General features: G+C 69.9%; 25 protein-coding genes and 1 pseudogene. 9 read left to right on the top strand and 17 right to left on the bottom strand.

Annotation, left to right across the window (positions count from 1 at the left end; all coding sequences use genetic code 11):
• Positions 1 to 49: 49 nt before the first annotated feature.
• Both AB0N07_RS25270 and AB0N07_RS25265 read right to left on the bottom strand, forming a co-directional pair.
• A complete protein-coding gene (locus AB0N07_RS25270) occupies positions 50 to 400 on the bottom strand; it encodes an ATP-binding protein (protein WP_365838696.1) in 351 nt (116 codons plus the stop codon).
• Positions 401 to 539: 139 nt separating this feature from the next.
• Positions 540 to 1697 carry an adenosine deaminase gene (locus tag AB0N07_RS25265; RefSeq protein ID WP_365838694.1) on the bottom strand — a complete coding sequence of 386 codons (1158 nt, stop codon included), beginning with the start codon at positions 1695 to 1697 and terminating at the stop codon, positions 540 to 542.
• A 113-nt stretch (positions 1698 to 1810) separates the two neighbouring features.
• Here AB0N07_RS25265 and AB0N07_RS25260 point away from each other — a divergent pair, with 113 nt between their 5' ends.
• Complete coding sequence (locus AB0N07_RS25260; protein WP_365838692.1) at positions 1811 to 2572, top strand: alpha/beta hydrolase; 762 nt, start codon at positions 1811 to 1813, stop codon at positions 2570 to 2572.
• A gap of 112 nt (positions 2573 to 2684) precedes the next feature.
• Here the strand turns inward: AB0N07_RS25260 and AB0N07_RS25255 are convergent, their stop codons facing one another.
• Complete coding sequence (locus tag AB0N07_RS25255) at positions 2685 to 3647, bottom strand: LysR substrate-binding domain-containing protein (protein ID WP_365838690.1); 963 nt, start codon at positions 3645 to 3647, stop codon at positions 2685 to 2687.
• A 63-nt stretch (positions 3648 to 3710) separates the two neighbouring features.
• Here AB0N07_RS25255 and AB0N07_RS25250 point away from each other — a divergent pair, with 63 nt between their 5' ends.
• Positions 3711 to 5024, top strand: a complete 1314-nt coding sequence (locus tag AB0N07_RS25250) for an MFS transporter (RefSeq protein WP_365838688.1) — start codon at positions 3711 to 3713, stop codon at positions 5022 to 5024.
• A gap of 176 nt (positions 5025 to 5200) precedes the next feature.
• Positions 5201 to 6205: a sigma-70 family RNA polymerase sigma factor gene (locus AB0N07_RS25245; protein WP_351462304.1), complete on the top strand. Its 1005-nt coding sequence runs from the start codon at positions 5201 to 5203 to the stop codon at positions 6203 to 6205.
• On the opposite strand, the gene AB0N07_RS25240 is transcribed toward AB0N07_RS25245, so the two are convergent.
• Positions 6089 to 6475 carry an STAS domain-containing protein gene (locus AB0N07_RS25240; protein ID WP_365838686.1) on the bottom strand — a complete coding sequence of 129 codons (387 nt, stop codon included), beginning with the start codon at positions 6473 to 6475 and terminating at the stop codon, positions 6089 to 6091. The genes AB0N07_RS25245 and AB0N07_RS25240 overlap by 117 nt on opposite strands.
• A gap of 78 nt (positions 6476 to 6553) precedes the next feature.
• Between AB0N07_RS25240 and AB0N07_RS25235 the strand changes: the two genes are divergently transcribed.
• Both AB0N07_RS25235 and AB0N07_RS25230 read left to right on the top strand, forming a co-directional pair.
• Positions 6554 to 6703, top strand: coding sequence for a hypothetical protein (locus tag AB0N07_RS25235; RefSeq protein WP_365838684.1), 150 nt, complete (start codon positions 6554 to 6556; stop codon positions 6701 to 6703).
• A gap of 35 nt (positions 6704 to 6738) precedes the next feature.
• Positions 6739 to 6891: pseudogene (locus AB0N07_RS25230) on the top strand (AEC family transporter); the annotation flags it as partial.
• Positions 6892 to 6897: 6 nt separating this feature from the next.
• Here AB0N07_RS25230 and AB0N07_RS25225 read toward each other — a convergent pair.
• The 9 genes from AB0N07_RS25225 to AB0N07_RS25185 form a co-directional block, all read right to left on the bottom strand.
• Positions 6898 to 7146 carry a Uma2 family endonuclease gene (locus AB0N07_RS25225; RefSeq protein ID WP_365838682.1) on the bottom strand — a complete coding sequence of 83 codons (249 nt, stop codon included), beginning with the start codon at positions 7144 to 7146 and terminating at the stop codon, positions 6898 to 6900.
• Positions 7137 to 7487, bottom strand: a complete 351-nt coding sequence (locus tag AB0N07_RS25220) for a hypothetical protein (protein WP_365838680.1) — start codon at positions 7485 to 7487, stop codon at positions 7137 to 7139. Before AB0N07_RS25220 ends, AB0N07_RS25225 begins: the two co-directional genes overlap by 10 nt.
• Before the next feature lie 75 nt (positions 7488 to 7562).
• A complete protein-coding gene (locus AB0N07_RS25215; RefSeq protein ID WP_365838763.1) occupies positions 7563 to 8840 on the bottom strand; it encodes a thymidine phosphorylase in 1278 nt (425 codons plus the stop codon).
• An 86-nt stretch (positions 8841 to 8926) separates the two neighbouring features.
• A complete protein-coding gene (locus tag AB0N07_RS25210) occupies positions 8927 to 9328 on the bottom strand; it encodes a cytidine deaminase (protein WP_365838678.1) in 402 nt (133 codons plus the stop codon).
• The gene (locus AB0N07_RS25205) at positions 9325 to 10611 is read right to left on the bottom strand and encodes an ABC transporter permease (RefSeq protein WP_365838676.1); all 1287 of its coding nucleotides are present in this window, start codon (positions 10609 to 10611) and stop codon (positions 9325 to 9327) included. The genes AB0N07_RS25210 and AB0N07_RS25205 overlap by 4 nt, the downstream gene beginning before the upstream one ends.
• On the bottom strand, positions 10611 to 11735 hold the full coding sequence (locus tag AB0N07_RS25200) for an ABC transporter permease (RefSeq protein ID WP_365838674.1): 1125 nt from the start codon (positions 11733 to 11735) through the stop codon (positions 10611 to 10613). The genes AB0N07_RS25205 and AB0N07_RS25200 overlap by 1 nt, the downstream gene beginning before the upstream one ends.
• Positions 11732 to 13246 (bottom strand): ABC transporter ATP-binding protein, encoded by a 1515-nt coding sequence (locus AB0N07_RS25195; RefSeq protein ID WP_365838672.1) that lies wholly within the window; start codon positions 13244 to 13246, stop codon positions 11732 to 11734. The genes AB0N07_RS25200 and AB0N07_RS25195 overlap by 4 nt, the downstream gene beginning before the upstream one ends.
• A gap of 233 nt (positions 13247 to 13479) precedes the next feature.
• A complete protein-coding gene (locus tag AB0N07_RS25190; RefSeq protein ID WP_365838670.1) occupies positions 13480 to 14541 on the bottom strand; it encodes a BMP family ABC transporter substrate-binding protein in 1062 nt (353 codons plus the stop codon).
• A gap of 289 nt (positions 14542 to 14830) precedes the next feature.
• On the bottom strand, positions 14831 to 16051 hold the full coding sequence (locus AB0N07_RS25185; RefSeq protein ID WP_365838761.1) for a M20 family metallopeptidase: 1221 nt from the start codon (positions 16049 to 16051) through the stop codon (positions 14831 to 14833).
• Between the two features lie 233 nt (positions 16052 to 16284).
• Here AB0N07_RS25185 and AB0N07_RS25180 point away from each other — a divergent pair, with 233 nt between their 5' ends.
• Positions 16285 to 16953: a class I SAM-dependent methyltransferase gene (locus AB0N07_RS25180; protein WP_365838668.1), complete on the top strand. Its 669-nt coding sequence runs from the start codon at positions 16285 to 16287 to the stop codon at positions 16951 to 16953.
• 54 nt (positions 16954 to 17007) lie between these two features.
• On the opposite strand, the gene AB0N07_RS25175 is transcribed toward AB0N07_RS25180, so the two are convergent.
• The 4 genes from AB0N07_RS25175 to AB0N07_RS25160 all read right to left on the bottom strand — a co-directional run bounded on the left by AB0N07_RS25175 (position 17008) and on the right by AB0N07_RS25160 (position 22091).
• Positions 17008 to 18162: a hypothetical protein gene (locus tag AB0N07_RS25175; RefSeq protein ID WP_365838666.1), complete on the bottom strand. Its 1155-nt coding sequence runs from the start codon at positions 18160 to 18162 to the stop codon at positions 17008 to 17010.
• Between the two features lie 52 nt (positions 18163 to 18214).
• Positions 18215 to 19153 (bottom strand): N-acetylneuraminate synthase family protein, encoded by a 939-nt coding sequence (locus AB0N07_RS25170; protein WP_365838664.1) that lies wholly within the window; start codon positions 19151 to 19153, stop codon positions 18215 to 18217.
• A 14-nt stretch (positions 19154 to 19167) separates the two neighbouring features.
• On the bottom strand, positions 19168 to 20433 hold the full coding sequence (locus AB0N07_RS25165; RefSeq protein ID WP_365838662.1) for an acylneuraminate cytidylyltransferase: 1266 nt from the start codon (positions 20431 to 20433) through the stop codon (positions 19168 to 19170).
• Between the two features lie 296 nt (positions 20434 to 20729).
• Complete coding sequence (locus AB0N07_RS25160) at positions 20730 to 22091, bottom strand: DUF6716 putative glycosyltransferase (protein WP_365838660.1); 1362 nt, start codon at positions 22089 to 22091, stop codon at positions 20730 to 20732.
• 197 nt (positions 22092 to 22288) lie between these two features.
• On the opposite strand from AB0N07_RS25160, the gene AB0N07_RS25155 reads away from it, so the two are divergent.
• From AB0N07_RS25155 to AB0N07_RS25145, 3 genes are all read left to right on the top strand, one after another.
• Entirely contained in the window at positions 22289 to 23275 is a 987-nt protein-coding gene (locus tag AB0N07_RS25155) for a glycosyltransferase family 2 protein (RefSeq protein ID WP_365838658.1), read from the top strand.
• Entirely contained in the window at positions 23275 to 24615 is a 1341-nt protein-coding gene (locus AB0N07_RS25150; RefSeq protein ID WP_365838656.1) for an alpha-2,8-polysialyltransferase family protein, read from the top strand. Before AB0N07_RS25155 ends, AB0N07_RS25150 begins: the two co-directional genes overlap by 1 nt.
• Positions 24616 to 24860: 245 nt before the next feature.
• Positions 24861 to 25985, top strand: a complete 1125-nt coding sequence (locus AB0N07_RS25145) for an acyltransferase (protein ID WP_365838654.1) — start codon at positions 24861 to 24863, stop codon at positions 25983 to 25985.
• Positions 25986 to 25999: the final 14 nt, after the last annotated feature.

The raw sequence follows: 25999 nt of genomic DNA, 5'->3' as shown, positions 1-25999 counted from the left end.
GCACCCCGTGCCCGGGGATGCGCCCCATCGGCGCGTTCGCGAGGCGGACTCAGCCGATCGGCATGCCGTTCACGGGCAGGCCGTGGGTGGGCAGGCTCGACTGCACCGGCAGACCGCCGAGCAGCCCGGCGACCGGCGTGGACCCGTCGGTGAGCGCACCGGCCGACGGCTGCACGGAGGACAGACCGCGCTCGAGGGCGGGCTTGCCCTGGGCGACCGCCGCCTGGGCACCCGGCAGCGCCTGGGAGACGTTCTGCGCCGGGAGTGCGCTGGTGACGGAGCCCAGCGTGCCGGTGGCGTCCGGGACCGCCGGGGCCGCGTTCGCGGCGCCCGCGCCCGTGGCGGCGAAGGCGGCACCGAGAGCGGCGACACCGAGGGTCTTGGCAGCAGACTGCTTCATGAAATGAATCCTCGAAATGGGGTTGGGAAATGTGAGCGGTGTCCACGACCGTAAACACGGGCACCCGCCCGCCGCAAACATCGAAATGCGAACGGGTTGTGAATACCCGTCCGCATTCCACACACCCCGATATCCCCAGTTACTCCTCCGAGGACACAGACCCGCTGGTGGAGGCCGTCTGCTGGAACAGCCATTCGGACTTCAGCTCGGCATACCCGGGCTTGATCACGTCATTGATCATCGCCAGTCGTTCATCGAAAGGAATGAACGCTGATTTCATCGCATTGACGGAGAACCACTGCACGTCGTCGAGCGAATAACCGAAGGCGTCGACAAGGTGCTCGAATTCCTGACTCATACTCGTGCCGGACATGAGTCGATTGTCCGTATTCACGGTCGCACGGAAGTGCAGTCGGCGCAGCAGCCCGATCGGGTGTTCGGCATACGACTCCGCCGCCCCGGTCTGCAGGTTCGAACTGGGACACAGTTCGAGCGGAATGCGCTTGTCCCGTACGTACGAGGCGAGCCGCCCGAGCTTCACCGAGCCGTCCGCGTGCACCTGGATGTCGTCGATGATGCGCACACCGTGTCCGAGCCGGTCGGCGCCGCACCACTGCAGGGCCTGCCAGATGGACGGCAGCCCGAAGGCCTCACCGGCGTGGATCGTGAAGTGGTTGTTCTCCCGCTTCAGATACTCGAAGGCGTCGAGGTGCCGGGTGGGCGGGTAACCGGCCTCGGCGCCGGCGATGTCGAAGCCCACCACCCCCAAGTCCCGGTACCTGTTGGCGAGTTCGGCGATCTCCAGGGCACGGGCGGCGTGCCGCATGGCGGTCAGCAGGGCGCCCACGCGGATCCGGTGACCACTCTGCCGCGCGAGCCGCTCCCCTTCCCGGAAGCCCTCGTTGACTGCCTCGACGACCTCCTCGAGGGTCAGCCCGCCCTCCAGGTGCTGCTCGGGGGCGTACCGCACCTCGGCGTACACGACCCCGTCCTCGGCCAGGTCCTCGGCGCACTCGCGCGCGACCCGGACGAGCGCGTCCCGGGTCTGCATCACGCCGACGGTGTGGGAGAAGGTCTCCAAGTACCGCTCCAGCGATCCGGAGTCGGCAGCCTCCCGGAACCAGACGCCGAGCTTGCCGGAGTCGGTCTCGGGAAGGCGGTCGTAGCCCGTGTCGCGGGCTAGTTCGACGATCGTCCCCGGGCGGAGGCCGCCGTCGAGGTGGTCGTGCAGCAGAACCTTCGGCGCCCGGCGGATCTGCTCCGGCGTCGGGGTGTTCGAGATGGTCTGGCTCGTCATTTCCGCACTCTACCTCCTACGCGCGTAGATCGCGTGTTGTACAACTCCGTCGATACGTAACGGTGACCGCATGGACGGGGCACGTACACCCGCGCTTCTGACACTGTTCTGTCATGGCACACCAAGCGACGCCGGTTCGACGGGCCCGGCTGGGGAGGGCGCTCGGCCCGGAACCGACGGCGGTGAGCGGAGTGGTACTGCTGCTCCCCGGCGGCGACGAGGAGTCGGCCCGCAGACCGTCCCCCATGCTGGCGACCGCCTCCGTACGCGCACTGGGCCGCCGCCTGGCCCGCGCCGGACGGGAGGAGGGCCTCGCCGCACATGTCGTCCACTACCGCTATCGCGGCTGGAACGGCAGCGCGGCCCATCTCGCCGAAGACGCCTCCTGGGCCGCGGACGAAGCCGTACGGCGCTACGGCGACGTCCCCGTCTGCCTCGTCGGCCTCGGCATGGGCGGCCGGGCCGCACTGCGCGCGGGCGGGCACGAGGCCGTCAACTCCGTGCTGGCGATGGCACCTTGGCTGCCCGAGGAGGACGTCGCGGCTTCGCCTGAACCGGTGAAGCAGCTGGCGGGGCGGCGGGTGCTGATCGTTCACGGTACGAATGACGAGCGGACCGATCCCGAGTTGTCGTTCCGGCTGGCGGCGCGCGCGAAGAAGGCGAACCGGGACGTCTGCCGGTTCGAGGTGCACTCCGACGGTCATGGGTTGCATCAGTACCGGAGTGAAGTGCATGCGCTGGCGGAGGACTTCGTGATGGGGGTGTTGTTCGGGCGGTCGTTCTCGCGGCCGGTGGAGGATGCACTGGCGGCTCCGCCGCCGTTGGGGTTGCGGATGCCGTTGGCTGCGGGGTTTGGTAAGTCTCTGCGCCGGTGAGAGCTTGGGGGTTCGGGTTCGTTGCGGGGTGCGGGTTGGGTGTGGTTGCTCGCGCCCACGCGGCGGAGACGCATATCGATACAGCCCCGCGTCCCTCAAGGGGCGCTGTCGCTCAAGCCGGTAGCAGGTTGCCCCTTCTTGAGAGCAGGAACTTCTTGAAGGCGGCCACCGGGGGTGTGTCCGGGTGGCCGTCCAACCACGCCACGCCGATTTCTCTTGCCGCTCTCGGGGCCGTGACCGTGAGTTCCACAACTCCTGGGCGGGGGAAGGCGGGTGGGGGCAGGAGGGCTACTCCGAGGCCTGCTGCCACCAGGCCCCTCAGGGTCTCCGCCTCTTCTCCCTCGAAGGCGATTCGAGGCCGGAAGCCGGCCTCCTTGCAGAGGTCGTCGGTGATGCGGCGCATGCCGTAGCCCGGTTCGAGGGTGACGAAGGTTTCTTCGGACGCTTCTGCCAGGCGGATGCGGCGGCGGGACGCGAGGGGGTGGTCGGCCGGGACGACCAGGCGGAGTTTCTGTTCGTCGAGACGGCGGGCCACCAGGTCGGGGGCGTCGGGGACCGGGGAGGTCAGACAGAGGTCGAGTTCACCCGCGCGCAGCTTCTCCAGCATCGCCTCGCCGTAGTTCTGGACGAGGCTGAAGCGTACGCGGGGGTGATCGGCCCGGAAGGCGTGGATGAGGCCGGGGACCGTTTCGGCGCCCATGGTGTGCAGGAAACCGAAGGCGACCTTGCCGGTGGCCGGGTCGGCGTCGGCGCGGACCTCCTCGGCGGCGCGCTCGATCTCGGCGAGGGCGCGTTCGACGGAGCCGAGGAAGGTGCGGCCGGCCGGCGTGAGCGAGACGGTGCGGCCGCGGCGGGCGAACAGGTCGACGCCCAGGTCCTGTTCGAGGCGGACCATGGCCCGGGAGAGGGTGGACTGCGGGACCTGCATCTCCTGGGCGGCGCGCGTGACGTGCTCGGTGCGGGCGACACCGGCGAAGTGGGCGAGGCGCGGGGCGAGCAGCGAGACGATGTCATCGGTGTCTTTTGTGTCACTGGACGGTGACAGGCGGGCTTGTGACCTCTGCTGATGCACCATGGGAACGATTATGGCGATTCCATGCATTGGACGGATGAGCGGGGTCGTACGTAGCTTCGAGGCATGTCTCCCGCCAGTACCGGGGCGTCCACCGTTGTGGGCGCCGCATCCGTTGTCCCTGCCGCCCCTGCCGCCCCTGCCGTCGATTCCCGTATGACGCCGGGCGGCCCCGGCTATCGCCGGATGAGCTTCGCCCTGTTCCTCGCGGGGGTCGCGACCTTCGCGCTGCTCTACTCCACGCAGGCCCTGCTGCCGCTGATCTCCGGCGAGTTCGGGGTGGCGGCGAGTGCGGCGAGCTGGACGGTGGCGGCGGCGACCGGTGGCCTCGCGGTGTTCGTCCTTCCGATGAGTGCACTGTCGGAGCGGTTCGGGCGTCGTACGGTGATGACGGGCTCGCTGGCGGTCGCGGTGACGGTCGGGCTCCTGGTGCCGTTCGCGCCCTCGCTGACCGCGCTGGTCGTGCTGCGGGCGGTGCAGGGGGCTGCGCTGGCCGGGCTTCCGGCGTCGGCGACCGCGTATCTCGCCGAAGAGGTCCGGCCGAAGGCGCTGGTCACGGCGATCGGGCTGTTCGTCGCGGGCAACAGTGTCGGCGGGATGAGCGGCCGGGTCATTACCGGGTGGGTCGCGCAGGAGTGGGGCTGGCGGATCGCGGTCGGTGTGATCGGGGCGATCGCGGTGGTGTGCGCGGTGGCGTTCCGGCTGCTGCTGCCCGCTCCGCGCCACTTCAGGACGGGTTCGCTGCGGCCGCGGGTCCTCGCCCGTACGGTCCGCGACCACCTGTCGAACCCGCTGCTGTGCCGGCTCTACGCGATCGGCGCGCTGTTCATGACGGTGTTCGGCGGTGTGTACACGGTGATCGGTTACCGCCTGACGGAGGCGCCGTTCTCGCTGCCGCAGGGCATCATCGGGTCGATCTTCCTGGTGTACCTGGTGGGTACGGTGTCCGCGTCCACCGCCGGGCGGCTGGTGGGGCGGCTGGGCCGCCGTGGGGCGCTGTACCTGGCGGGCGGTACGACGGCTTCGGGCCTGGCGCTGACCCTCGCGGGGTCTCTGGTGCCGGTTCTGCTGGGGCTCGTACTGATCACCGCGGGGTTCTTCGCCGGACACGCGGTCGCGTCGTCGGCGGTGAGCAAGACGGCGACGACGGGGCGTGCGCAGGCCTCCGCCCTGTACCAGTCGGCGTACTACATCGGCTCCAGCGCGGGCAGTACGGTCGGAGCGCTGGCCTTCCATGCGAGCGGCTGGGCCGGGACGGTACTGGTCGGCCTGCTGGCGGTACTGGGGGTCGTCACGATCACGGTGTTCGGGACGCGGGCGGCTCGGGTTGCTGCGCGGCAGGAACGCCGGCCGGCATCTCTCAGCCCGTCCGGCGTCTGAGGACGAGGCCGTTCAGGCCGATCGGGGGTCCAGGGGGGCGGCGCCACCTGGAGGCTGCGACCTTCACCCACCTGCGCATTTCCCCGCTCGGCACGCCATTGTCAGTGCCCTGCGCTAGCTTCGGACGTGCTGGGCGCAAAGGCGCGACAGAGAACGGCCACAGGGGTGGGTGGACCATGACGACAGACCTCGACGTCAGGCTCGAGAAACACCGCGTCGAGCTGACCGGTTACTGCTACCGCATGCTCGGCTCCTCCTTCGAGGCCGAGGACGCGGTACAGGACACGATGGTCCGCGCCTGGCGCAGTTACGAGAAGTTCGAGGGCCGCTCCAGCCTCCGATCCTGGCTGTACCGCATCGCGACGAACGTCTGCCTGGACATGCTGACCGCCGGCAACAAGCGCGCCCGCCCGATGGACCTGAGCGAGTCGACGCCCCTCGCCCGGGCCGCCCTCTCCCCCCGCCCGGACAACACCTGGCTCGAGCCGATGCCCGACGCCCGTGTGCTGCCGACCGTCGAGGACCCGGCGGAGGCCGCCGTCGCGAAGGAGTCCGTGCGGCTCGCCTTCATGGCGGCCCTGCAGCAGCTGCCCGCCAAGCAGCGCGCCGTGCTGATCCTGCGCGAGGTCCTCGCATGGAAGGCCAGCGAGGTCGCCGAGCTGCTCGACACCTCGGTGGCATCGGTCAACAGCGCCCTGCAGCGGGCCCGGGCCACACTCGCCGAGCGCGAGCAGGGCGACAAGGCGGCAGCCGCGGCCGTCTCCGACCCCCTCGACGAGGAGCAGCGAAAGCTCCTGGACCGCTATGTGGCGGCCTTCGAGGGCTACGACATGGCCGCGCTGACGGCGTTGCTGCACGAGGACGCCGTGATGACGATGCCGCCGTTCGACCTGTGGCTGACGGGCCACGACGACATCACGGGCTTCATGACGACCCTGGGCTCCGCCTGCGAGGGCTCACGGCTGTTGCCGGTCCAGGTCAACGGCCTGCCGGGGTTCGCCCAGTACAAGCCGGACCCGGAAAAGGGCGGCTTCACCCCGTGGGCGGTGCAGGTGCTGGAGATATCAGACGGCGGGCTCTCCGGGTTCCACTTCTTCCTCGACACACAGCGCTGGTTCCCGCTGTTCGGTCTGCCCCTTCACCTCGAAGCGGAGCCCGACCAGGTCGAGGAGGGCGTGTAGGGACGGGGCGGGATCGCGCAGCCGGATCCGGCCCCCGGCCCGCCGGGCGGCCAGCTCCAGCCGCGCCAGCAGATCCACGGCTCCGAGCCCCGGCGGCCCGATCGCGGCGACGTCGACCACCACCACCCCGGCACCGGTGGCTTCCAGCAGCGCCCGCACGTCCTCGCACAGCCCGCTCACCTCGTCACGGGTGACGGGGCCGGGCAGGACGAGTACGGCGGGTGTCATGGCATCCACGAGCGGTAGACCGGGCCGGCGGGCGGAACTCATCGGGGCACACCCGACTACCGGGCGTGTCCACCGAGCGGGATCACATTGACCCGCTTCCCGCCTTCCCAAGAAGGTTGGATGTATACCCCAAGCATCAGCACCGCCCTGGATACCCGACGGCCTCCTCCGCTCCCTCAAGGAGGCGCCGTGCAGGGCGTGTTGACGGGTTTCGCGGTCATCGCGGTCGTCATCGAGGTGGGCCGTGTCGTCGGACGCCAGGGGTTGTGAACTGCTGTCGATTGACTGCGCACCAGCGCGTCCTGATGCGTGTGACGTCGGCGCTCCCGGCGGCGCAGAACCTGTACACGTACGCGAGCCGATATCGGGTGGCGGAGGGGTTGGCGCGGGACTCGATCCTGTTGTCGACGGTGTTGTCGGTGCCGGTACTCGTGGTGGTGGCCGCACTGCTGGGCTGACGTGCGTCAGCCGACACGGAACTCGCTGGTGTCGAGGCTCAGATCGAAGGGCCCAGGCAACTCGATCCGATCACCGAACTCGGCTGCGCGAAGTACGCGGTACACGTCGCCTTGGGTTTCGCCGTACAGCGTGATCGCGGGACCGTCCGGTGCCACGGGGTCGACGAGCAGGTAGAGCGGGACCCCGGCTTCGGCATAGCCCGCCGCCTTCGTCGTCCGGTCGTTGTGCGCGGTGGCCTTCGAGGTCACTTCCACGACGAGGCAGGCTGCCGCTGCGGCACAAAGTGATCATCACCTTTACGCAGCTCCTCCTCGGGCACCACAGCGAGGTCGGGGACGTAGATCTCAAGTCGCGGTGGCACAGCGGTCGCCAGCCTCTGGTAGACGCCCCACTCCTTCGGGATCACGTCGTAGAGGCACCGCTGCACACGCTCGGCAATGCGGTGGTGAGCACACGCCGAATAGGGCGTGACAGTGATCAGCCCCTCGATGATCTCCACCTTGCAGCCCTTGGGAACGTCCGTCCGCCGCCACACCCAGACAAGCTCGTCCCACTCGCTGTCCGTCTTGATGTAGTCGCCGTCACTCACATCCATCGGCTCATCCAACACGCCGAACGGGACCGGTGGGGGCCTACCGATCCCGTTCACTCGAAAGGGAAACTCGCCTGGTCAGGCGATACGTTCCAGCACCACAGGCGACGCCGAGAACTCCGCGCCGGCCGCCCCGATGTCGTAAGACCCGTCCACCGCCTGCAGCGCGTACTCGAAGCGCTCGGGGGTGTCGGTGTGCAGGGTCAGCAGGGGCTGGCCCTCGGTCACCGTGTCGCCCGGCTTGGCGTGCAGCTCGACGCCCGCGCCCGCCTGCACCGGGTCCTCCTTGCGGGCGCGGCCCGCTCCGAGGCGCCAGGCGGCGACGCCGATGTCGTAGGCGTCGAGGCGGGTCAGTACGCCCGAGGACGGGACCTTGATGACGTGCTGCTCGCGTGCCACCGGCAGCTGCGCGTCCGGGTCGCCGCCCTGGGCCGCGATCATGCGGCGCCAGACGTCCATCGCGGAGCCGTCGGCCAGGGCCTTCGCCGGGTCGGCGTCCTTCACGCCGGCCGCGTCGAGCATCTCGCGGGCCAGCGCGACGGTCAGCTCCACCACGTCGGACGGGCCGCCGCCCGCAAGGACCTCCACCGACTCGCGGACTTCGAGGGCGTTGCCCGCCGTCAGGCCCAGCGGGGTCGACATGTCCGTCAGCAGCGCGACCGTCTTCACGCCGTGGTCGGTGCCCAGGCCCACCATCGTGGAGGCGAGTTCCCGTGCGTCCTCGATCGTCTTCATGAAGGCGCCGGTGCCCACCTTCACGTCCAGGACCAGGGAGCCGGTGCCCTCGGCGATCTTCTTGGACATGATCGAGGACGCGATCAGCGGGATCGCCTCGACCGTGCCGGTGACGTCACGCAGGGCGTACAGTTTCTTGTCCGCCGGGGCCAGACCGTCGCCCGCCGCGCAGATCACCGCGCCGGTGGTGTCGAGGACGTTCAGCATCTCCTCGTTCGACAGCAGCGCGCGCCAGCCGGGGATCGACTCCAGCTTGTCCAGAGTGCCGCCGGTGTGGCCGAGGCCGCGGCCCGACAGCTGCGGAACGGCCGCTCCGCAGGCCGCGACCAGGGGCGCCAGCGGGAGGGTGATCTTGTCGCCGACGCCGCCCGTCGAGTGCTTGTCGGCCGTGGGGCGGGACAGGGACGAGAAGTCCATGCGCTCGCCGGAGGCGATCATCGCGGCGGTCCAGCGGGCGATCTCACGGCGGTTCATGCCGTTGAGGAGGATGGCCATGTTCAGCGCGGCCATCTGGTAGTCGGCGACCTCGCCGCGGGTGTACGCGTCGATGACCCAGTCGATCTGCTCGTCGCTGAGCTCACCGCGGTCCCGCTTGGTGCGGATGACGGAGATGGCGTCCATGGCCATGGGGTGCGTTCCTTCCGAGGTTCATGGAAGTGTGCGGCCCCTCCGCTCGAAGGGTTCAAGCCGGAGGGGCCGTACGGGAGTTACTTGGTGAGATGGTCCGGGCCGAAGGCCTGGGGAAGCATCTCCGACAGGGGCAGGATGCCCGCCGGTGTCTCCACCAACAGGTCGGGGCCGCCGAACTCGTACAACAGCTGACGGCAGCGGCCGCACGGGACGAGGATCTCGCCGTGGCCGTCCACGCACGTGAAGTGCGTCAGGCGCCCGCCGCCGGTCCGCTGCAGCTCCGAGACCAGCCCGCACTCGGCGCACAGGCCGAGGCCGTAGGAGGCGTTCTCGACGTTGCAGCCGGTGACGGTGCGGCCGTCGTCGACCAGGGCGGCGACCCCGACCGGGAAGCCCGAGTAGGGGGCGTACGCGTGGGACATGGCCTCGCGGGCCAGGTCCCGCAGCGCCTCCCAGTCGACGGCGACCTGCGGGGTCACTTGCCCTGGCCCTTCCGGTAACGCATGCCGTCCGCCTTGGGCATCCGCAGCCGCTGCGCGGACAGCGACAGCACCAGCAGCGTGACGACGTACGGAGTGGCGCCCACGAAGTCGCTCGGGACCTCGTCGGTGACCAGGTACCAGACCAGGACGCCCGCGCCCACCATGAGGCTGATACCGCCCTGCCAGTGCGCCTTCTTGTACAGCTTCCAGCCCGCCATCGCCACGAGCAGCACCACCAGCAGGAGCAGCAGGGCGTGGACGGTCTGGCCGCCGTTGCGCAGCTGCAGCGCGTCGGAGTAGCCGAACAGGCCCGCGCCCATGGCGAGGCCGCCGGGCCGCCAGTTGCCGAAGATCATGGCGGCGAGACCGATGTAGCCGCGCCCGCCGGTCTGACCCTCCAGGTAGGTGTGCGAGGTCACCAGTGCGAGGAAGGCGCCGCCGAGGCCGGCGAGGCCGCCGGAGACGGCGACGGCCGCGTACTTGTACTTGTAGACGTTGACGCCGAGGGACTCCGCGGCGATCGGGTTCTCACCGCAGGAGCGCAGCCGCAGACCGAACGGGGTGCGCCACAGCAGCCACCAGCTGCCGACGAACAGCAGGACGGCGAGGACCGTCACCACGGACAGGTCGGTGACCAGGCCGCCGATGATGCCGGCGAGGTCGGAGATCAGGAACCAGTGGTGGTTCTCGATGGAGTGCAGCCCGCTGGACAGGCCCGGTACGTCGAAGGTGGGCAGCGTGTCGACCGGCGGGGACTGCTTGGGGTTGCCGCCCGCGTCGGCCGCCTTGCCGTTCGTGAAGAACAGCTTGGCGAGGTACTGGGTGGTGCCCAGCGCGAGCAGGTTGACGGCGACACCGGAGACGATGTGGTCGACGCCGAAGGTGATGGTCGCGACCGCGTGCACCAGGCCGCCGAGGACACCGAAGCCGATGCCGCACAGCAGGCCGAGCCACGGGTTGGACTGCCAGCCGATCCAGCCGGCGCCGAAGGTGCCGAGGATCATCATGCCCTCGAGGCCGATGTTGACCACACCGGACCGCTCGGACCACAGACCGGCCAGACCTGCGAGGCCGATCGGCACCGCCAGACCGAGGGCGGCCGAGACCTGGCCCCCCGAGGTGAGCTGGTCGGAGCCGGTGATGACGCGGACCGCGGCGACGAGCAGCAGCGCACCGGCGACGATCATGAGGATCTGGCCGAACGAGCGGCCTGAGCGGCCGCGTCCGGTGTCCGCCTTGGGAGCCGCGGGGGGCGGCGTGTCGGTCATCGTGGCAGTCATCACGCCACCTCCTGCTTCTGGGTCGTGGCGGCCTGGGCGGCGAGCTCGGCGCCGACCCGCTGCTGCTGGCGCCTGAGGCCGTAGCGGCGTACGAGCTCGTAGGCGATGACGACGCACAGGACGATCACGCCCTGGATGACGCCGAGGATCTCCTTGTCGTACCCCTCGAACTCGAGGTGGTTGGTGGTGCGCTCCAGGAAGCCCCACAGGAGCGCGCCGAGCGCGATGCCGACCGGGTTGTTGCGGCCGAGCAGGGCGATGGCGATACCGGTGAAGCCGATGCCGGTCGGGAAGTCGTTGCTGAACTGGTGGCTGTCGTTGAGCAGGGTCGGCATGCCGATCAGACCGGCCACCGCACCCGAGATGACCATGCTGGTGGCGATCATCTTCTTGACGGAGACACCGCTCGCCGTGGCCGCGCTCTCGGACTGGCCGACGGTGCGCAGGTCGAAACCGAAGCGGGTGCGGCCGAGCACGAACCAGTACGCGACACCGACGACCACGGCGATGACGATGAAGCCCCACAGCTCGCCCGCCGGGCCGGTGTTGATCTGGAAGAAGTACGAGGACTGCGGCAGTGGCTTGGTGGAGATCACCGTGCCGCCGCTCTGCAGCTCGGCGAGCTTCCCCGGCTGCAGCAGGTAGGCGATGATCGCGGTGGCGATCGAGTTCAGCATGATCGTCGAGATGACCTCGCTGACACCCCGGGTCACCTTGAGGACGCCTGCGATGGCCGCCCACAGGGCACCGGTCACCATGGCGCACAGGATGATCAGCGGGATGGAGATCCAGCCGGGCGTGGTCAGCGCGCCGCCGAGGACCGCGGCGAAGAACGCGGCGATCCGGTACTGGCCGTCGACGCCGATGTTGAACAGGTTCATCCGGAAGCCGATGGCCACCGAGACACCCGCCAGGTAGTACGTCGTCGCCTTGTTGAGGATGTAGACCTGGCTGTCGCTGGCGGAGCCGTAGGTCAGCATGTCGCTGAAGGCGGAGCCCGGGTTCTTGCCGGTGGCGAGGATGACCAGGGCGGTGACGACGAGCGCGGCGACGATCGCCAGCAGCGGTGCCGCGATGCCGAGGAGCAGCCGCTCCTTGTCGATGCGTTGGGTCAGCTTGTTCATCGGGCGTCGTCCTCGTGGTCCTCGGCGGAGTCCTCGGTGTGCTCCAGGTGGCCGGTGGCCGCACCCGTCATGGCGGAGCCCAGCTCTTCCGGGGTGATCGTGGCGGGGTCGGCGTCGGCGACCAGTCGGCCGCGGTACATCACCCGCAGGGTGTCGGACAGGCCGATGAGCTCGTCCAGGTCGGCGGAGATCAGCAGCACGGCCAGGCCCTCGCGGCGGGCCTCGCGGATGTGGTCCCAGATCGCTGCCTGCGCGCCGACGTCCACACCGCGGGTGGGATGGGCGGCGATCAGCAGCTTGGGCGCGTGGCTCATCTCGCGGCCGACGATCAGCTTCTGCTGGTTGCCGCCGGAGAGGGAGGCGGCGGTGACGTCGATGCCGGGGGTGCGGACGTCGTACGCCTGGATGATGCGCTCGGTGTCGGTGCGGGCGGCCTTGATGTCGAGCAGCTGGCCGCGGGAGTTGGGCTTCTCGGTGACATGGCCGAGGATGCGGTTCTCCCACAGCGGTGCTTCCAGGAGCAGGCCGTGGCGGTGGCGGTCCTCGGGGATGTAGCCGACGCCGGCCTCGCGGCGGTCGCGGGTCGGGGCGTGGGAGATGTCGGTGCCGTCGAGGGTGATGGCGCCGGCGTCCGGGTCTCGGATACCCATGATCGCCTCGACCAGCTCGGACTGGCCGTTGCCCTCCACGCCGGCGATGCCGAGGACCTCGCCCTTGTGGATGGTGAAGGAGATGTCGTCGAGGATGATCCGCTCGACGCCGTCGAGGTCGGTCTGGGCCAGGCGCAGGCCGTCCAGCTTCAGCAGCGGCACGTCCGTGACCGTGGACTCCTCGGTCTCCGGGCTGGGCAGTTCGCTGCCGACCATCAGCTCGGCGAGCTGCTTGGGGGTGGTGCCGGCGGGTTCGACCGTGCCGACGGTGGTGCCGCGCCGGATGACGGTGATCTCGTCGGCCACGGACAGCACCTCGCCCAGCTTGTGGGAGATGAAGATGACCGTGAGGCCCTCGGCCTTCAGCTCGCGCAGGTTGTCGAAGAGTGCGTCGACCTCCTGCGGCACGAGGACGGCGGTGGGCTCGTCGAGGATGAGCGTCTTGGCGCCGCGGTAGAGGACCTTGAGGATCTCCACGCGCTGGCGGTCGGCGACGCCGAGCTCCTCCAGGAGGACGTCCGGCCGCACGTTCAGACCGTACGCGTCGGAGATCTCCTTGATCTTCGTACGGGCCTTGGCGCCGATGCCGTACAGCTTCTCCGCGCCCAGGACGACGTTCTCCAGGACGGTGAGGTTATCGGCGAGCATGAAGTGCTGGTGCACCATGCCGATGCCGCGGGCGATGGCGTCGGCGGGGTTGTGGAAGGTGACGGTCTCGCCGTTCACGGTGATGGTGCCCTCGTCCGGCTGCTGCATGCCGTAGAGGATCTTCATCAGGGTGGACTTGCCGGCGCCGTTCTCACCGCACAGGGCATGGACGGTGCCCGTACGGACGGTGATGTCGATGTCCTTGTTGGCCACGACACCGGGGAATCGCTTGGTGATGCCGCGCAGTTCGACGGCAGCGGGAGGGCTGGACGCGTTGATGGCGCACTCTCCTCGGGGACAAAGGGGGCTGAGGGGGAGGGCAGGCGTCGGCGACGCTAGCGCGGCAACTCCATGCTACACGCGTAGAGTTGACACATTGTTATGGCTCGGCGAGGGGCTGTGGGAACGCCCCCTCGCCGAGCCGGGGTTCGGCGGGAACCGTCAGGTCACGGGGTGGTCTTGACCTTGACGGTGCCGTCGACGATCTTCTTCTTCGCGGCGTCCAGCTGGGCCTTGATGTCGTCGATGAAGCCACCGCTGGTGGCCAGGCCGACACCGTTCTTGGCGAGCGAGTAGACCTGGTTGCCGGTCAGCGGCTTGCTGTCGTGCACGGACTTGATGAAGTCGTAGACACCGACGTCCACGTTCTTGACCATCGAGGTCAGGATCGAGCTCTTGTAGGCGGCCAGACCCGGGATGTTGTACTGGTCCGAGTCCACGCCGATCGCCCAGGCGCCCTTGGCGCCGTGGACGGCCTCGATGGAGCCGTTGCCGGAGGAACCGGCCGCGGAGTAGATCACGTCGGCGCCGTTGTCGAGCATGCCCTGCGCGGCCGCCTTGCCCTTGTCGGGGCTGGAGAAGCCGGAGGTGTCCGAGCCGTGGGTCAGGTACTGGACGTCGACCTTGACCTTGGGCTTGGTGTCGTGGACACCCTGGACGTAACCCGCCTCGAACTTCTTGATCAGCGGGACGTCCACACCACCGATGAAGCCGACGTGGTCCTTCTTGGTCTTCAGCGCCGCCGCGACACCGGCCAGGTAGGAGCCCTGCTCCTCGGTGAAGGTGATGCTGTCGACGTTCGGGGAGGTCGCGACCGAGTCGATCAGACCGAAGTTGACCTTCGGGAACTGCTTGGCGACCTTGTCGACCGAGGCGGCGTAGGAGAAGCCGACGGCGACGATCGGGTTGTAGCCCGCGCTCGCCAGGTCGGTCAGGCGCTGCTCGCGGTCGGCCTCGGTGTCGGAGGGCTTGGCGGTCAGTTCCTTGATGGAACCGCCGAACTCCTTCTCGGCCTTGTCGGCGCCGCGCGCAGCGGAGTCGTTGAAGGAACGGTCGCCACGGCCGCCGACGTCGTAGGCCAGACCGATCTTTATGCCCTTGCCGCCGCCGGCCGGAGCGGAGGAGGACGAGTTGTCCTGCTGAGAGGAGGTGCTGCCACATGCAGTGGCAGTCAGTGCGAGAGCTGCGGAAACGACACACGCAGCAGAAAGCTTTGCTACCCGGCGCACGGGAAGGCTCCTTCACCTGACCTGAGCGCCTTGTCGGCGCTTCATGTGAGCACCATGCCAGTGCTCGGGCCCGGACGCCCCTGCGGCGTCGGCTTCGCGGCATCGTAACGCGCGTAGATGTCAGAAAAACACCCCTCTCGAAGCCGTTATCGATTCGAGGCAAACGCTGTCTGAACTCAGAGTCTTACCCCGTCGCACACCCGGATTTCGATGCGCGCACGATTGGCTTACGAGCATGTTGCGCTGGAGGGCCGAGCGGCCCCCGAGGGGATCGCTCGGCCCGTTCGGATCACTGAGTCGCGTCCAGCAGGGCCGCCGCGGTGAACAGTTCGACACCGACCGCGATCGCCGACTCGTCGGCGTCGAAGTCGCCCTGGTGCAGGTCGCGCACCGTGCGCTCGCCCGGGGTACGGACGCCGAGGCGGGCCATGGAGCCGGGGACGTGCTCCAGGTACCAGGAGAAGTCCTCGCCGCCGAGGCTCTGCTCGGTGTCCTCGACGGACTGGGCGCCGCGGCGGGCGGTCATGGCCTCGCGCAGCAGGTCGGTCACGTCCGCGTCGTTGACCACGGGCGGGACGCCGCGCACGTAGTTGATCTCCGACTTGGCGCCGTGCAGGTTGGCGACCTCGTCGATGGCGGCGACCACGAGGTCCGGGGCCTGCCGCCAGGCCTCGATGTCGAGGCAGCGGACGGTGCCGGCGAGCTCGGCGTGCTGCGGGATGACGTTCGGGGCATGCCCCGACTCGATGCGGCCCCAGGTCACGGCGAGACCGGAACGGGTGTCCATCCGCCGGCCGACGAGCGCGGGCACGTCGATCGCGACGCGGGCGGCGGCGGTGACCAGGTCGGTGGTCAGATGCGGGCGGGCGGTGTGCCCGCCGGGCCCGTCCAGGGCGACCTCGAGCCGGTCGCAGGCCGAGGTGATGGCGCCTTGGCGCAGGCCGATCCGGCCGGCGTCCACCCGGGGGTCGCAGTGCACGGCGATCATCCGGCCGACACCGTCCAGCACACCGCAGTCGATCGCGTCCGCGGCGCCGCCGGGCAGCACCTCCTCGGCCGGCTGGAAGACCAGGCGCACGGGCCGCGGGAGCTTCCCCTGCCGGTGCAGCTCGGCGAGGACCAGGCCGGCGCCGAGCACCACGGTCGTGTGTACGTCGTGGCCACAGGCGTGTGCGCGGTCCGGCACGGTCGAGCGGTACGGGCACTCACTCTTCGTGTCCGGGATGGGCAGGCCGTCGATGTCGGCGCGCATACCGAGCATGGGCCGCCCGCCGTCCCACTCCCCGATGTCACAGACGAGCCCGGTACCGGTGGCGAGGACGCGGGGCTGCAGGCCTGCCGCCTCGAGCCGCTCCTTGATCGCCGCGGTGGTACGGAACTCCTGGTTGCCGAGCTCGGGGTGCATGTGCAGGTCACGACGGAAGGCGACCAGTTCGGCATACAGCGCCTCGGGCAGCGTGCCGTCGAGCACCGCTTCCCCGGCGAGGTCGACCTCGGACTCTGGTGACATCAGTTGCTTCACCCTCTTAAGCGTAGGACGCCGGGGTGGCCAACTGACCCTCGATCAACAAAAGTTCAGCCCCTGAGGGGAAAGAAAATCTGGCCGCTCGACGCATGGGCAAGGGTTGTGATGGGTATACCTTGCCTTTCTCTACGCATACCACGCCCCGCGCCTGTCCGGTGGTTCCGTTCCACCTGTCGGGACCACACTGTGGGAGACAGGGGCCAGTAGGGTGCGGGCCCGTGAGCTCCGCGATACCGGGCAGCCCGGATTTCCTGCATGCCACCCGAACCTCCTACGACGCGATCGCCCGCCCGTACAGCGAGCAGCACGCGGACCATCTCAGCGGCAGACCGCTGGACCTGGCCCTGGTCACCGCCTTCGCCGAGCTCGTCCGGGCGGCCGGTACGGCCCCTGTCGCCGATGTCGGCAGCGGACCCGGTCACGTCACCGCCCGGCTCGACGCGCTCGGGGTGCCGGCCTTCGGTGTCGACGTGTCGCCCGGCATGGTGGCGCTGGCCCGGCAGGCGCATCCCGGACTGCGGTTCCACGTGGGGTCCATGACCGCGCTGGACCTGCCGGACGAGACGCTGGGCGGTGTGCTCGCGCTCTACTCGATCATCCATGTCCCGGACGACCACCTGGCGGGGGTCTTCGACGAGTTCCGGCGCGTGCTGGTGCCCGGCGGGCACGTCCTGCTGGCCTTCCAGAGCGGTGCGGAGGACGGGCGGCTGCATCTGGAGGAGCGGTTCGGTCGCGAGATCTCGCTGGACTACTACTGGCGTACGCCGGATGCCGTGGCCGAGCAGTTGCTCAAGGCGGGGTTGCGGGTGGAGGCGCGGGTGCTGCGTGAGCCGGCGGAGGACGAGGTGCGGGCACGGGCGTTTCTGCTGGCGCAGAAAGCCATCTGAGGGGTGCAGTGGGCCGCATGTCGACACAGCCCCGCGCCCCTTCGGGGCGCGGCCTCAGGCCGCCGTGACCGCCGACAGGCGTGTCACGTCCCGTGCCGTTCCCGTCACGCCCGACAGGAAGCCCTGTGCTCGGGGTGAGGCGTTCTGGGTGAGCCACTCGGGGTCGATGTCGCAGACCGCGACGCGGACCTCCGTGCCTGTCAGGGCCAGCGGGAGCGTGTGGACGACCGTGGAGGGGAAGCTGAGGACCGTGCGGCCGATGGGGCCGCGGCGGGCGATCAGTTCCAGGGGGAGGTCGGGGCGGACGATCTCCAGGCCCGTCTCGGCGGCCAGGCGGTGGAGTTTGTCGGTGCTCTCGCGGCGGTGGGCGAAGTAGCGGGTGGCGCCGTGGGTCTTCGCCAGGGTGCGGACGGCCTCCAGGTAGCGGTCGCCGTCCACCACGCCGGTCTCCACCAGCGAGGTGCCCACCATGTCGGCGCCCTTGGTGATGCGGGGCGGGCCGAAGCGGGCCCGGGTCCAGGCGAAGTCGTTCGCCGTCACCGTCACGCCCTCCGGTTTCTCGTCCATCGGCATGGAGGAGAAGATCTCCACCCGCCGCTTTGCGCTCGGGGTGAGCCGACGGCGGGCCGAGGACGAGACGGGGGCGAAGATCAGGTCGCGTGCGCCGGGGCGGCCGCCCTTGCGGTGCCAGCGCACCAGGCGTTCGCCGCGGGCGAGCTGGGCGACGAACTCCATGGTCGCCGTTCCGTCGTCGACGACGACGAGGTCACGGGCCTTGGTGATGGTCAGCAGGAGCTGTACGTAGCGGGAGAAGGGATCGCCCATGACGACCCGGCGGGCCCTGCGCAGCAGCGGCGTGAGGCCGCCGATGGTGTGGAAGGGGGCGCCCGGACCGCCGCGCGCCTCCTCCCAGCGGACCTCGTACCCCTCGTCCCGGGCCAGCTCGGCCATTCGGCGCAGCTGGCCTCGGGTCATGGGGTCGGTCGGGGACAGGACGACGAGGGTGAGAGCCGGTGTGGTGCCCTTGGCCTGCTCAGCGCGCGGCGCGCGCCTGGCCGGTGGCACGACACCGGTTCCGCGCCCCGGGCCGGGTGCCTCCTGGGCCCCGAGGGCATGGAGGTGCGCCCACTCCAGCACGTTCAGCAGCTGTACCGGGCTCTCGACGAACGCGAGAGTGTGGGGGCCGGCTGACCCGGCGCGGCGGCTCATCCTACGTACGACCGTCCCGTCGTAGAGCGTTACAGGGTGTTCGGATCGGAGGTCAGACCGAGACCGGCTCGCCCGCCGCCGCGGCGATCTCCGCCTCGGCGACGACGCCCGGGACGCGGCGCAGCTTCTTCATGGGGCCGAGCTCGGAGTCGTAGACCTTCTTGACGCCGTCGCCGAGGGAGGCCTCGATGGTGCGGATGTCGCGGACGAGGCGGGTCAGGCCCTGCGGCTCGACGGAGGCGGCCTGGTCGGAGCCCCACATCGCGCGGTCCAGGGTGATGTGGCGCTCGACGAAGGTGGCGCCGAGGGCGACCGCGGCGAGGGTGGTCTGCAGGCCGGTCTCGTGGCCGGAGTAGCCGATCGGGACGTTCGGGTACTCGGCCTGCAGGGTGTTGATGACGCGGAGGTTGAGCTCCTCGGCCTTCGCCGGGTACGTCGACGTGGCGTGGCAGAGCAGGATGTTCTCGGAGCCGAGGACCTCGACGGCGTGGCGGATCTGCTTCGGGGTCGACATGCCGGTGGAGAGGATGACCGTGCGGCCGGTGGCGCGCAGGGCGCGCAGCAGCTCGTCGTCGGTCAGGGAGGCGGAGGCCACCTTGTGGGCGGGGACGTCGAACTTCTCCAGGAAGGCGACGGCCTCGGTGTCCCACGGGGAGGCGAACCAGGCGATGCCCTTCTCCTTGGAGTACTCGTCGATCTGGCGGTACTCGTCCTCGCCGAACTCCACGCGGTGGCGGTAGTCGATGTACGTCATCCGGCCCCAGGGGGTGTCGCGCTCGATGTCCCACTGGTCGCGCGGGGTGCAGATCTCGGGGGTGCGCTTCTGGAACTTGACCGCGTCGCAGCCGGCCTCGGCGGCGGCGTCGATCAGCTTGAAGGCGTTCTCGAGCTCGCCGTTGTGGTTGATGCCGATCTCGCCGACGACGTAGACGGGCTGACCGGGGCCGGCGGTCTTCGAACCGAAGGTGCGCAGACGGGAGTTGGTGCTCATGGCAGGAACTGTCCTTACTTGTTTAGGGAGTCGAGAGAGGGGCCGAGGATCCAGCTGGCGATCTCTCGGATCGCGCCGTCGCCACCGGGGACGGTGGTGACCGCACGGGCGGCGCCGCGTACCACGTCGTGGGCGCTCGCGACCGCCACGGGCCAGCCCACGAGGGCGAAGCACGGGAGGTCGTTGACGTCGTTGCCGACGTAGAGCACGCGCTCGGGCGCGATGCCCTGCTCCTCGCACCACTGCTTCAGTGCGAGGTCCTTGCGGTCGATGCCGTGCAGCACGGGGATCTGCAGCTTCCGTGCGCGCGCGGCGACGACCGGGTTCTGCTCCGTGGAGAGGATCAGCATCTTGAGCTCGCTCTTGCGCAGGGCGGCGATGCCGAGGCCGTCTCCGCGGTGCACGGAGACGAACTCCTTTCCATCGGCGTCGATCAGCACCCTGTCGTCGGTCTGGGTGCCGTCGAAGTCCAGTACGACCGCGTCGATGTCGTCTGCGGTCGGGAGGGCGCCGGGCCGGTCCGCGTCGAACAGCGGAGCCAGCGCGCGGGCCCTGGCGAGGTCGTGCGGGTCGTCGATCTCCAGCACCCGTGCCGGATCGGTGCGGACCAGTTCGGTACGGCCGAAGAAGCGGTGCTGGTGCTTGCGGAAGCCGGGGGCGTCCATCGCATAGGCGGCGCCGGTCTCCAGGAGGTCCTGGGGGCGGTCCTGGCGGCGGGGGCGGTACGACTTGTCGTGGTTGACGCCGTAGCCGCCGCCGGTGGCCGCGTCTGCCTCGGCGACCGTGCCGCCGGCCACCTCGTCCTCGGCGTCCCGCCAGATGAAGCCGTGGAAGGGGGCCACGGTCACCGCGGTGTCCGCACCGTTCTCGACGACCGCACCGGCCACCCCGTCGATGTCCTCGCGGACGACGAACGGGCTGGTGCACTGCACGAACACCACCACGTCGACGGCCGCGCCGTGCAGGGCCTCGTGGGCGTCCATGGCGTGCAGGACGGCGGCCTCGGAGGTCGCCGTGTCCCCGGCGATGGCCGCGGGGCGCAGCACGACCTCGGCGCCCGCCTCACGGGCCGCCGCGGCGATGGCCTGGTCGTCGGTGGACACGACGACGTCCGTCACCAACCGGGCGGCGAGACACTCCCGCACGGCACGGGCCACCAGCGGCACACCGCCGACGGGGGCGAGGTTCTTCGCGGGCACACCCTTGGAGCCGCCGCGCGCGGGAATCACCGCGAGCACCCGGCGCACGGAAGCGCCTTGGCCCGCTTGCGGGTTGGACATGGGGGCTACTCCTTGGGCTCCATGCGGAGGAATCGGTGCGAACGCGGCGGGGCGCTCCGCGGGCTGGGCCGATGTGCGGCTCGGCCGCGGGGCCGCGCTGGGACGTCGGTCGTCTGCGGCGCCGTCGTGGTTGGTCGCTCCCCCACTCTCGGCTCCGCTCGAGCGGGGGGACCTCCATGGCGGCGGAGCCGCATCTCGATACGGCTCCGCGCCCGTCGTCGCGGCGGACACGGCTCGCGCGACGGCCGCTTCCGCGGCGCCCGCGGCCGGGGTGGGCGCGTTCGCCCTTGTGGCGCTCACAGCTCCCCCATCCGCCGGATGACAGGGGCCACCCGCTGTACGCCGTGCCGGTAGGCGCCGCGTGCCGCTCGGCGCACGATCTGGCGGACCGGGCCCGGCTCCTTTTCGTGGGCGGGGGCTCCGGGCAGCGGGCTGCCGTCGGGGCCGAGGTGGTGGCGGGCGAGGATGCCGGGGAGGTAACCGGGCGCGGTCGCCGGTGTGTAGTACGGGGCGAGCGGGGGCAGTTCGGGCGCCGCGAGCAACTTGGCGATGCGCTCCCTCGCCACGTCGAAGGCGGTCTCGTACGAACCTCCCCCTGAGAGGGGGCCCCCGGTCGCGACGCCCTGCCGGGCCACCCACTCCTCGTCGGCCACCGGCCGGTGCCCGGCGTCCAGCTGGTCCCAGGAGGCGAGGCATCCGGAGCCGACGAAGTGGTGGTTGCCCAGGACCTCGCGGATGCCGAGGTCGGTCAGGACGACCGTCGGGATGCGGCGGTGCAGGGACTCCAGCGCCGCCGTCGAGCTGATGGTGACCAGCAGGTCGGTGCGGTCGAGGACCTCGCCCATGTTCCCGTACACCAGACGGAAGTTGGCCGGCGGATCGAGCCGCTGGACCAGCTTCTGGTAGGGCTGCTCCTCGATGTGCGTGGTGTGCTCGCCCGGCTTGGAGCGCAGCTTCAGCAGCACCTCGCGCTCGGGGTGCAGCCTGGCGTGCCGGATCAGCCGGTCGAGCAGGTAGGTGCGGTCCTTGCGGGTGTCCGGGACGGACGGCTGTACGGCGAACACCACGGTGTAGGGGTCGTGTTCACCTTCGTAGGCCGCCCCGCCGAGGAACGGCAGTGCCACCTCGGTCACCGACGAGGCGTCGGCGCCCACTCCCTCGTACACGGTCCGGAAACGCTCCGCGTCCTGGCGGGAGTTGGCGAGGACGAGGTCCGCGCCGTGCCGCAGCAGGAGGCCGTCGGCGAGCTTCTCGTAGACGACGCCGACATAGCCGGTGACGACCACGGGGCGCCGCTCGCGGCCCTCCCACAAGCGCCGCAGGCCGTGCAGCATCGCCTGTACGCCACCGCCGACGAGGGCGAGGACGAGGACGTCGTACTCCTCCTCTGCCATCGCGCGCAGGAACTCGACGGCCGTGACCTCCCGGAGGGAGTCGGCGCGCACACCGACCTCCGCCAGCTGGCGGGCGGTGGGCGTCGCCCGCCCGCGCAGCAGGAATCCGCTCAGCTCGGGACCGACTTGCGCGTCCTCGCGGGATGCGGCTTCCATGGACGGGCCCGGGACGATACGAGCCGCGGTCAGCGCACCCCATTTCCAGCGGGTGTCGGAGTCCGCGAGCACGGCGATTCGCGTGGGCTTCGAGGTACTTGGTGGCACGCCGAAGACGGTAAGAAGCAATTCCGAGGCGCGGCCCAACCGCACCTCAACAAAGAGTTAACAACACCCCGCCGGGAGCCGAACTGGCCCGCGAAATCGCCGGAGCTACAGGTGATGCACCGTTCCGACACATTCAGTTCACCCCCTGTACGGACACCGGAAAGTTACGCCGCCGACCTGCCTCTTACTCTTCTCGTGTGCCAAAGCTTTCCGTGATCGTGCCGTTCTACAACGTGCAGCAATACGCCCCGGACACCCTCAAAAGCCTTCGCTTGAACGCACAGCGGGATTTCGAGTTCGTACTGGTCGACGACCATTCGAAGGACGAAACTCCGGCGATTCTCGAACGCGCGGCCGAGGAACTCTCCGACGTGGCGCAGGTGCGGTATATCCGCCATGAGAAGAACGGGGGACTCGCCACTGCCCGCAACACCGGCCTGGACGCGGCGCAGGGCGAGTACCTGACGTTCCTGGACGGCGACGACTGGCTGGCTCCCGGCTACTTCGCCGAACTGGTCGCGGCCATCGAGGGGTTGGGCGTCGACTTCGTGCGCACCGACCATGTGCAGGCGACCGCCCGCGCGCGCAGCATCAACAGGGTGCCCATCGGGCGCCGCTGGGAGGCGCTGAACCCGCGCGAGGCGATCCTGCCCGCCGACCGTTCCACCTCCGTGGACTACGCCTTCGCCTGGGCCGGCGCCTACCACCGCCGGCTCCTCGACCAGGGCCTGCTGCACTTCACCGACGGGCTGCGCACGGCCGAGGACCGGCCGTGGATCTGGAAGCTGCACCGCGAGGCGGAGTCGTTCGCCGTGGTGAGCCTGCTCGGCGTCTTCTACCGGCGCGGGGTGGCGTCCTCCCTGACACAGATCGGCGACGTCCGCCAGCTCGACTTCATCCGCGCCTTCGACCAGGTCATCGAGGAGACGGCGAAGGACCCGGACGCGGACCGGCTGCTGCCGAAGGCGGTGCGCACCTACTGCGCGATCATCGCCCACCACGTCTCGGACGAGGACAAGTGGGAGCCGTCGGTCTACCGGCAGCTGCGGGCGAGGAGTGCGGCCGCCATCCAGCGACTGCCGCAGGACATGCTCGGCGACGTGCTCGAGACGATGGACCTGCACCGTTCCTCCAAGCTGCGGCGGCTGCGGCGCAGGATCACGACAGCGAAGGCGGCTGCCTGATGCCCCGTACCACCCGCATCTACTGCGTCTCGACCCTGTACGGCGCCGCCACCCTGGCCGCCGCGCTGGACTCGGACTGCTTCGAGGACGAGGACCGCAGTCTGCTGCTGGTCTTCAACAACTCGGCGACCCCGGAGACGACGCCGCCCGTCGACGAGATGCCGGGCTTTGAGCCGCTGCGCGACCACTTCGACGAGATCCTGTCCTGGAACGAGGCCATCAGCCCCTTCCACCCGGGCGCCTGGACCCCGCGCCAGGACGACATCCCGCTCTTCGAGCGCTATCTGCGACTGCTCTGGGGCCTGGGTGACGACCGGGTGGAGCTGGTCGTGGAGTCCATCCAGGTCGCCCCGGCGCTGACGGTGGCCCAGCTGTTCACCGACGCACCCGTGCACGTCTACGCCGACGGCCTGATGAGCTACGGCCCCACCCGCAACAAGATCGACCCACTGGTCGGCACGCGGGTGCGGCGGCTGCTCCATCTGGACCTGGTGCCGGACCTGACCCCGCGGCTGCTGACCGAGTTCGACGTCCCGGCGGAGCTGGTGCCGACCGAGGCGTTCCTCAAGGTGATGGGCGAACTCGCCTCGTCCGTCCAGGACTTGCCGGTGCTGCCCGACAACTCGGCGCTGCTGCTCGGCCAGTACCTGTCCGCGCTGGGCATCCTCTCCCCCGAGGAGGAGGAGGACCTGCACGTACGGATGATGCGCGGGGCGGTCGAGCGCGGGCACCGCTCGATCGTCTTCAAGCCGCACCCCACCGCACCGGCCCGCTACAGCCGCGCCCTGGAGACCGAGGCCCAGCAGCTGGGCGTGGACCTCACCGTCCTCGACCTGCCCGTCCTCGCCGAGGTGCTGTTCGAGCGCTCGCGGCCCGGCCTGGTCGTCGGCTGCTTCTCCACGGCCCTCTTCACGGCGTCCGCGTTCTACGGCCTGCCGGTCGCCCGTATCGGTACGGCACCGCTGCTGGGCGGGCTCACGCCGTACCAGAACAGCAACCGGGTGCCGGTGGTTCTCGCCGATGCGCTGCTGCCGGATCTGGAGGGCGGCAAGGGTGAGAAGACGCTGGCCGCGGGCACCGTGGACGGGCTGCTCGACACGTTGAGCTACACGATGCAGCCGCAGATCTACCCGTCCCTGCGGCCGGCCGCGGAACGTTACCTCTCCAGGCATCTCTCCGCGCGCACCAAGCGGTACTTCAGGCGGAAGCGGCTCACTGCGCTGGGGCTGCCGGGGGGCATCCCGGACCGCTTGGCGTTCCTCCCCCGCAACTCCACGGCCCGCCGGGTGGTCCGCCGGGCACGGGCGCTGAAGAAGGCCGTAGGGCGACAAGAGCCGTAGGGCGACAGGGAGAGCCGGGGCCCCCATCGGAGTGGGGCCCCCTCCACACTCATGTGCGGGGCTCTTTCCTGCGAGGTGAGGGGAATGGGGAATTCTGAGTAAACGCAAGAACCCAGGGCGACACTCAGGTGAACTCGCCGGGACCACGCGGCGAATCATGGTTTTCCCGGCCAAGGCATCCCTGTAATTCGGACTAATGTGCCGTGAGGCACCCGTCAGAGTGAGCGCCCACCGAGGGGAATTCTGTGACCAGCACGACCGTCCGGCCCGCGCCCGTCGCGCCGGTGCACCCACGGCCGGTACCGGCACAGCCCCGCGAAACCCGGCTCCGCGCCCTGGACGGACTGCGACTGATCGCCGCACTGATGGTGGCGGCGTATCACTACGGCGGCCGCGGCGGCGAGGTCACCAAAGCCTGGGGCGCCTCCGCCAAGCACGAGTTCCCCGCACTGCACGGCCTTTTCTCCTACGGCTGCCTCGGCGTCCAGGTCTTCTTCGTGATCAGCGGATTCGTGATCTGCATGAGCGGTTGGGGCCGGCCCCTCAAGTCGTTCTTCGCCTCCCGCGCCTCCCGTCTGCTACCGGCCTACTGGGCGGCGATACTCATCGTGTCGGCGGTGTTCGCACTGCCGATGGTCGCCTACAAGACCGTGTCGCCGAGCGACACCCTGGTGAACCTGACGATGCTTCAGCAACCGCTGGGCGTGGACCGGGTGCTGGGGGTGTGCTGGACGCTCTGGGCGGAGATCCGCTTCTACGCGCTGTTCGCGCTGTGCGTCGTACTGCCCGGGGCGAGCCGTCGCCGCGTGATCCTGTTCTGCGCCGGCTGGACGCTGGCGGCGGCGATCGCGCAGGGAACGAAGATGCCGCTGCTCGACATCGTGCTGATACCCGAGTACGCGCCCTTCTTCGTCGGCGGTGTCGGGCTCTACCTCGTCCACCGCGACCGGCGCGACGTCTACGCCTGGGGCATCGTGGCCGTGAGCTTCCTGATCGGGCAGCACTACGCGGTGCGCGGCCTGTGGAACGCGTCGGACCCGAACGCCTTCGCCCACCGCTCCTCGCTCGGCATCACCCTCATCGTCGCATTCGGCTTCGTCGCGGTCGCCGCGATCGCTCTGGGCTGGCTCAACTGGGCGAACTGGCGCTGGCTGACCGTGGCCGGGGCGCTGACGTACCCGTTCTACCTGGTCCACGAGCACCTGGGCTGGGTGGTGATCCACGCCCTGCACATCGGCCTCGGCCTGCCGTCGGCGGCGACCTTCGCCCTCACGGTCGCGTCGATGCTGCTGCTGGCCTGGCTGCTCAACCGTTACGTCGAGAAGCAACTGACGCCGAGGCTGCGAGCGGCACTGTCCGGACCGCGCTGAGACGGCCTGATGAT

The sequence above is a fragment of the Streptomyces sp. NPDC051172 genome (assembly GCF_040682555.1).
In the GTDB taxonomy this organism is placed as follows: Bacteria; Actinomycetota; Actinomycetes; order Streptomycetales; family Streptomycetaceae; genus Streptomyces.
The sequence above is the reverse complement of the archived record's forward strand: the minus strand, read 5'-3'. Positions and strand labels throughout refer to the sequence as shown.

Excerpts from the sequence above, each read along its gene's own strand:
- AB0N07_RS25170 (WP_365838664.1), bottom strand. The coding sequence starts at position 19,153 with ATGAGCACCAACTCCCGTCTGCGCACCTTCGGTTCGAAGACCGCCGGC.
- AB0N07_RS25220 (WP_365838680.1), bottom strand. The coding sequence starts at position 7,487 with ATGGATGTGAGTGACGGCGACTACATCAAGACGGACAGCGAGTGGGAC.
- AB0N07_RS25215 (WP_365838763.1), bottom strand. The coding sequence starts at position 8,840 with ATGGACGCCATCTCCGTCATCCGCACCAAGCGGGACCGCGGTGAGCTC.
- AB0N07_RS25250 (WP_365838688.1), top strand. The coding sequence starts at position 3,711 with ATGTCTCCCGCCAGTACCGGGGCGTCCACCGTTGTGGGCGCCGCATCC.
- AB0N07_RS25165 (WP_365838662.1), bottom strand. The coding sequence starts at position 20,433 with ATGTCCAACCCGCAAGCGGGCCAAGGCGCTTCCGTGCGCCGGGTGCTC.
- AB0N07_RS25260 (WP_365838692.1), top strand. The coding sequence starts at position 1,811 with ATGGCACACCAAGCGACGCCGGTTCGACGGGCCCGGCTGGGGAGGGCG.
- AB0N07_RS25205 (WP_365838676.1), bottom strand. The coding sequence starts at position 10,611 with ATGACTGCCACGATGACCGACACGCCGCCCCCCGCGGCTCCCAAGGCG.
- AB0N07_RS25150 (WP_365838656.1), top strand. The coding sequence starts at position 23,275 with ATGCCCCGTACCACCCGCATCTACTGCGTCTCGACCCTGTACGGCGCC.
- AB0N07_RS25270 (WP_365838696.1), bottom strand. The coding sequence starts at position 400 with ATGAAGCAGTCTGCTGCCAAGACCCTCGGTGTCGCCGCTCTCGGTGCC.
- AB0N07_RS25245 (WP_351462304.1), top strand. The coding sequence starts at position 5,201 with ATGACGACAGACCTCGACGTCAGGCTCGAGAAACACCGCGTCGAGCTG.
- AB0N07_RS25265 (WP_365838694.1), bottom strand. The coding sequence starts at position 1,697 with ATGACGAGCCAGACCATCTCGAACACCCCGACGCCGGAGCAGATCCGC.
- AB0N07_RS25200 (WP_365838674.1), bottom strand. The coding sequence starts at position 11,735 with ATGAACAAGCTGACCCAACGCATCGACAAGGAGCGGCTGCTCCTCGGC.
- AB0N07_RS25175 (WP_365838666.1), bottom strand. The coding sequence starts at position 18,162 with ATGAGCCGCCGCGCCGGGTCAGCCGGCCCCCACACTCTCGCGTTCGTC.
- AB0N07_RS25185 (WP_365838761.1), bottom strand. The coding sequence starts at position 16,051 with ATGTCACCAGAGTCCGAGGTCGACCTCGCCGGGGAAGCGGTGCTCGAC.
- AB0N07_RS25240 (WP_365838686.1), bottom strand. The coding sequence starts at position 6,475 with ATGAGTTCCGCCCGCCGGCCCGGTCTACCGCTCGTGGATGCCATGACA.
- AB0N07_RS25235 (WP_365838684.1), top strand. The coding sequence starts at position 6,554 with ATGTATACCCCAAGCATCAGCACCGCCCTGGATACCCGACGGCCTCCT.
- AB0N07_RS25255 (WP_365838690.1), bottom strand. The coding sequence starts at position 3,647 with ATGGTGCATCAGCAGAGGTCACAAGCCCGCCTGTCACCGTCCAGTGAC.